We start from the raw sequence: 4815 nt of genomic DNA, 5'->3' as shown, positions 1-4815 counted from the left end.
CGAAAGACCATGCACCGATAACGGTGGCAGCACCTGAATCGCCGGCGTCTCGAGTTGCGTGCGCTGGCCTTCGATTTCGAGCTCTGCCTGACCTTTGAAAACGAACAGCAGCTGGCACAGATCCGCGTGGCGGTGAGGTTTGATTTCCCATTGATGTTCGCGACTGCGCGAGGAAATGGTTTCACAGTGCAGCAAGTCCGGGGTCGGCCAGTCCAGGCTTTCACCGTAGAGCTTGAACACCGGAATAGAAGGCAGGGCAGGCTTGTTCATACTTCAATCCAGGCCTCTGGTTTTTGGGCGATAATCGCACCGATTGGCAGAATGTACAGGTATCGGCTCAGTTTTCACCTTCAATTGACAGACCCGCAAGGGAAAAATGCAAGCACTCGATCCATAAAATCATTCACCGGCTGTTGCTGCGTGAAGCTTGCGAGTCATAAAAACAATGAAAACCCTGAAAACCCAAGTCGCCATTATCGGCGCCGGTCCTTCCGGACTGCTCCTTGGCCAGTTGCTGCACAACGCTGGCATCGACACCCTGATCCTCGAACGCCAGACGCCCGATTACATTCTTGGGCGCATCCGTGCCGGTGTGCTTGAACAAGGCATGGTAGAGCTGCTGCGTGAGGCCGGGGTCGGTCAGCGAATGGATGCCGAAGGTCTGGTTCATGGCGGCTTCGATCTGGCGCTGGACGGGCGTCAGGTGCACATCGACCTGCACGCGCTGACCGGCGGCAAAACAGTAATGGTCTACGGCCAGACCGAGGTCACCCGCGACCTGATGGCCGCTCGTCGGGAGGCCGGCGCGCCAACAATTTATCAAGCGAGCAATGTCGTTCCCCATGACATGAAAAGCGACGAAGCTTTTGTCACCTTCGAAAAGGACGGTGAAAGCTGGCGCGTTGATTGCGATTACATCGCCGGTTGCGATGGTTTCCATGGCGTCGCGCGGCAGTCGATTCCGGCCGATTGCCTGAAGATTTTCGAGCGGGTCTACCCGTTCGGCTGGCTGGGCATTCTCGCCGACACACCGCCGGTCCACGACGAATTGGTCTACGCCCGCCATGAGCGCGGCTTCGCTTTGTGCAGCATGCGTTCAGCCACGCGCACCCGCTATTACCTGCAAGTGCCGGCGGATGAAAACGTCGATGACTGGAGCGATCAGCGTTTCTGGGATGAGCTGAAAAAGCGCCTGCCGGATGCCCTCGCGGAAAAACTGGTGACCGGTCCTTCGATCGAAAAAAGCATCGCGCCGCTGCGCAGTTTTGTCGTCGAGCCAATGCAGTACGGGCGCATGTTTCTCGTCGGCGACGCCGCCCATATCGTCCCGCCGACTGGCGCCAAGGGCTTGAACCTGGCCGCCAGTGATGTCAGCACGTTGTTCAATATTCTGCTGAAGGTCTATCGCGAAAATCGCACTGATTTGCTGGAAAAATACTCGGAGATCTGCCTGCGCCGAGTATGGAAAGCCGAACGGTTTTCCTGGTGGATGACGTCGATGCTGCATCGCTTCGACGAGCACGATGAATTCAGCCAGCGCATCAGCGCGTCGGAACTGGACTACTTTGTCAGCTCGCAAGCAGGGCAAAAAACCATTGCAGAAAATTACGTCGGGCTTCCGTACGAGGCTATCGAATAGCTTCCTACCGACTTACACTGCGAGCCTCCACCCGCGCGCGAAGGCCGCGCGGGTCCATCACACGCCCGCAGGTTTTCCGTGACCACTCTCAATCAGCCTGAAACGCCCAAACCGGCCATTCGCAGCGTGCTGGTCGCCTTGATGATGGCGATCTTCCTCGGTGCGCTGGACCAGACCATCGTCGCCGTGTCGATGCCGGCGATCTCCGCGCAATTCAAGGACGTCAGCCTGCTGGCCTGGGTGATTTCCGGCTACATGGTGGCGATGACCGTGGCGGTGCCGATCTACGGCAAGCTCGGCGACCTGTACGGGCGACGCAAACTGATGCTGTTCGGCATGGGCCTGTTCACCCTCGCCTCGCTGTTCTGCGGCATGGCGCAGAGCATGGAACAGCTGGTACTGGCGCGGATTCTTCAGGGCATCGGCGCCGGCGGCATGATCTCGGTGAGTCAGGCGATCATCGGCGACATCGTCCCGCCGCGTGAACGCGGCCGCTATCAGGGTTACTTCAGCAGCATGTACGCGGTGGCCAGCGTCGCCGGTCCGGTGCTCGGCGGCTACATGACCGAATACCTGTCGTGGCGCTGGGTGTTTCTGATCAACCTGCCGCTGGGCCTCGGCGCCTGGTGGGTGGCACGGCGTAACCTGCGCGGCTTGCCAATTCCTCAGCGTAAACCGGTGATCGATTACCTCGGCACGGTGCTGATGATCATCGGCCTGACCGCGTTGCTGCTCGGCATCACCGAAGTCGGCCAGGGTCATTCATGGCGCAGCAGCGAAGTGCTCGGCCTGTTCGCTTGTGCCGTGGTGGTATTGGCGCTGTTCGTCTGGCATGAACGCCGGGCGCGCGAGCCGTTGCTGCCGATGCACCTGTTCGCCAATCGTAATGCCCTGTTGTGCTGGTGCACGATCTTCTTCACCAGTTTCCAGGCCATCTCGCTGATCGTGCTGATGCCGCTGCGTTTCCAAAGCGTCACCGGCGCGGGTGCCGACAGCGCCGCGTTGCACTTGCTGCCTCTGGCGATGGGCTTGCCGATCGGTGCCTATTTCGCCGGCCGCCGCACCTCGATCACCGGACGCTACAAACCGCAGATTCTTACCGGGGCGATCCTCATGCCGATCTCGATTCTCGGCATGGCCTTCAGTCCGCCACAAGCAACGCTGCTCAGCGGTCTGTTCATGCTGCTCAGCGGCATCGCCGGCGGCATGCAGTTCCCGACCTCGCTGGTCGGCACGCAAAACTCGGTGGAACAACGCGACATCGGCGTCGCCACCAGCACCACCAACCTGTTCCGCTCACTGGGCGGCGCGGTGGGCGTGGCGTTGATGTCGGCGCTACTGCTGGCGTTGCTGCACGATTCCAGCTTCGCCCATCTGGCAAACAGTTCGCTGATCAGCGAGGGGCATTCGGGCAACGTCCTGCTCGATGGCCTGAACGCAGCCCCCGGCGAAGCGCAGAACGCTTTGCGCGCGGAGCTGCTGGTGACTTTCCGCCACTTGCTCTGTGTGAGCACGGCAGTGTCGTTGCTCGGGCTGGCAGCGGCGATTGCCATGCCGAACAACCTGCTGCGCGGGCGGGAGCACGGCGCGAAATGAGCCTTTTGCGCTGATCGTTGCCACGCTCTGCGTGGGAATGCCTCAACGGACGCTCTGCGTTCGGCCTTGGATGGGACGCAGAGCGTCCCGGGCTGCATCCCACGCGGAGCGTGGGAACGATCATCGCGCGCTCAAGGGCTGTAGTAGCCCACCGCGACGAGGAAATGCCCGACCTTTTTCAGGTACGCATGCTTGTCCTCGATCTTGCCGGTCACCGGGTTTTTCCAGCGGTATTCATATTCGCCTTCATCCTGCTTGCCGATCAGCGCCAGAATCGGCTCGCCCACCGGTTTGCCTTCCGGATCCTTGACCTTGCCAAAATCAGTGTTGATCAAGCGCAGATTGGTGCCGTGGGCGACATAGCGCTGGTTGTTCAGATCGACCACGAAGACATACAGGTCATCCTGCAAGTAACCGCCCTTGAGTGAGTTGATCGCGGTCAGCGTGCCCTTCTCGTCCTTGGTCAGATCCGTCGCGGCTTTGTCCAGCAAGGCCTTGGCCTGCTCAGCTGAGGCCCGTGGCAGGTAGTAACCCACCGCGAGAATGCGCTGCCCGACGCGCTGATAGAACACATGCTTGCGCTCGACCTTGCCGTCGGCCCAGTTCTGCCAGCGGTATTCGGCCTGCTGGATGCCATTGCCTTCCGGCACTTTCAGCGCATCCTTGAACGCCTTCTGCAGATCCGGCCCGAGCACTTCGCTGACATCGCGGCCGATCAGCGCCGATGACGGCCCGCCACTGGCAAGCATGATGCCTTTGGTGTCGAGGACGAACACGTAGCGATCCTTGTCGACGAACTCACCCTGGCGGCTGAAGGCGGCGAAGGCCTTGTCACCATTGTCGTGGTAGTAGGCCAAGGCTTTTTCCAGCAGGGCGATGGCGGCCTGACTGTCATCCTTGGTGGCGGTGGCGGCGCTGGCCTGGCCGAAGCCGGCCAACAGAATCAGGCCGAGCCAGGCCACTTTATGCAAAAACCCCATAGCGCATCCCTCGTTCTTTTTGGTGTTTCAAGAGCGTAGACGGCTTGCGGTCATGTAGAGATATTCAGAGCGTTTCTGAACATTGCGCCGTGAAGCTGGCAAGCAACGCTCGCCAGCCTCGCTCAGCGCTTACGGACGGGAATTGATCTGCTGCTGGAGATTCTGGATCTGCGCCTGCAAGGTATTCAGGTTGCGGGTCATCTGCGCGCGGAACGCATCGAACTCGGCGGTATTGCCGCCACCCTGTGGCGCTGTCGGGCGGTTGTCCTGCTGACTTTTCAGCACCACGATGTCCTGCTCCAGACGATCGATCGCCGCGCTCGGATTGCCCTGTTTCTTCAGCGCGGCGATATCGGCGCCGAGGCTTTTGAACTGGGCGTCGAAGGCTTTCAACTGGGCATCGACCTTGCTGGTATCGGCCGGGGTGCTTTTAATGGTCGCCAGCTCGGCACTCAAGGCTTTGACCTGAGCCTGCAACTGCGTATTGGCGTTCTGTTGTTCGGTGGTCTGCGCGGTCATCTGCGCCAGACGCTTGTCCAGTTCGCTGGCCTGCCCGGCCACGCCTTGCTGTTGCTTGCTCTGGTCGAGCAGCTTGCCTTC

3 protein-coding genes and 2 pseudogenes are annotated in these 4815 nt (G+C 60.4%); 2 read left to right on the top strand and 3 right to left on the bottom strand.

Features of this window, described 5'->3' with window-relative positions; translation table 11 throughout:
- Window positions 1-270, bottom strand: a pseudogene (locus OQK_RS17020) (helix-turn-helix domain-containing protein); the annotation flags it as partial.
- Window positions 271-445: 175 nt separating this feature from the next.
- Here OQK_RS17020 and pobA point away from each other — a divergent pair.
- The gene (pobA, locus tag OQK_RS17015; protein WP_016773437.1) at window positions 446-1639 is read left to right on the top strand and encodes a 4-hydroxybenzoate 3-monooxygenase; all 1194 of its coding nucleotides are present in this window, start codon (window positions 446-448) and stop codon (window positions 1637-1639) included.
- Window positions 1640-1717: 78 nt separating this feature from the next.
- Window positions 1718-3235 (top strand): MDR family MFS transporter, encoded by a 1518-nt coding sequence (locus tag OQK_RS17010; protein ID WP_016773436.1) that lies wholly within the window; start codon window positions 1718-1720, stop codon window positions 3233-3235.
- A 131-nt stretch (window positions 3236-3366) separates the two neighbouring features.
- On the opposite strand, the gene OQK_RS17005 is transcribed toward OQK_RS17010, so the two are convergent.
- Window positions 3367-4215: a cache domain-containing protein gene (locus OQK_RS17005; protein ID WP_016773435.1), complete on the bottom strand. Its 849-nt coding sequence runs from the start codon at window positions 4213-4215 to the stop codon at window positions 3367-3369.
- 129 nt (window positions 4216-4344) lie between these two features.
- A pseudogene (locus tag OQK_RS17000) lies at window positions 4345-4815 on the bottom strand (ATPase); the annotation flags it as partial.

The sequence above is a fragment of the Pseudomonas sp. R62 genome (assembly GCF_000257605.1).
Classification (GTDB): Bacteria; Pseudomonadota; Gammaproteobacteria; order Pseudomonadales; family Pseudomonadaceae; genus Aquipseudomonas; species Aquipseudomonas atacamensis.
The sequence above is the reverse complement of the archived record's forward strand: the minus strand, read 5'-3'. Positions and strand labels throughout refer to the sequence as shown.

Coding starts and splice junctions, on each gene's coding strand:
- pobA (WP_016773437.1), top strand. CDS start 446: ATGAAAACCCTGAAAACCCAAGTCGCCATTATCGGCGCCGGTCCTTCC.
- OQK_RS17005 (WP_016773435.1), bottom strand. CDS start 4,215: ATGGGGTTTTTGCATAAAGTGGCCTGGCTCGGCCTGATTCTGTTGGCC.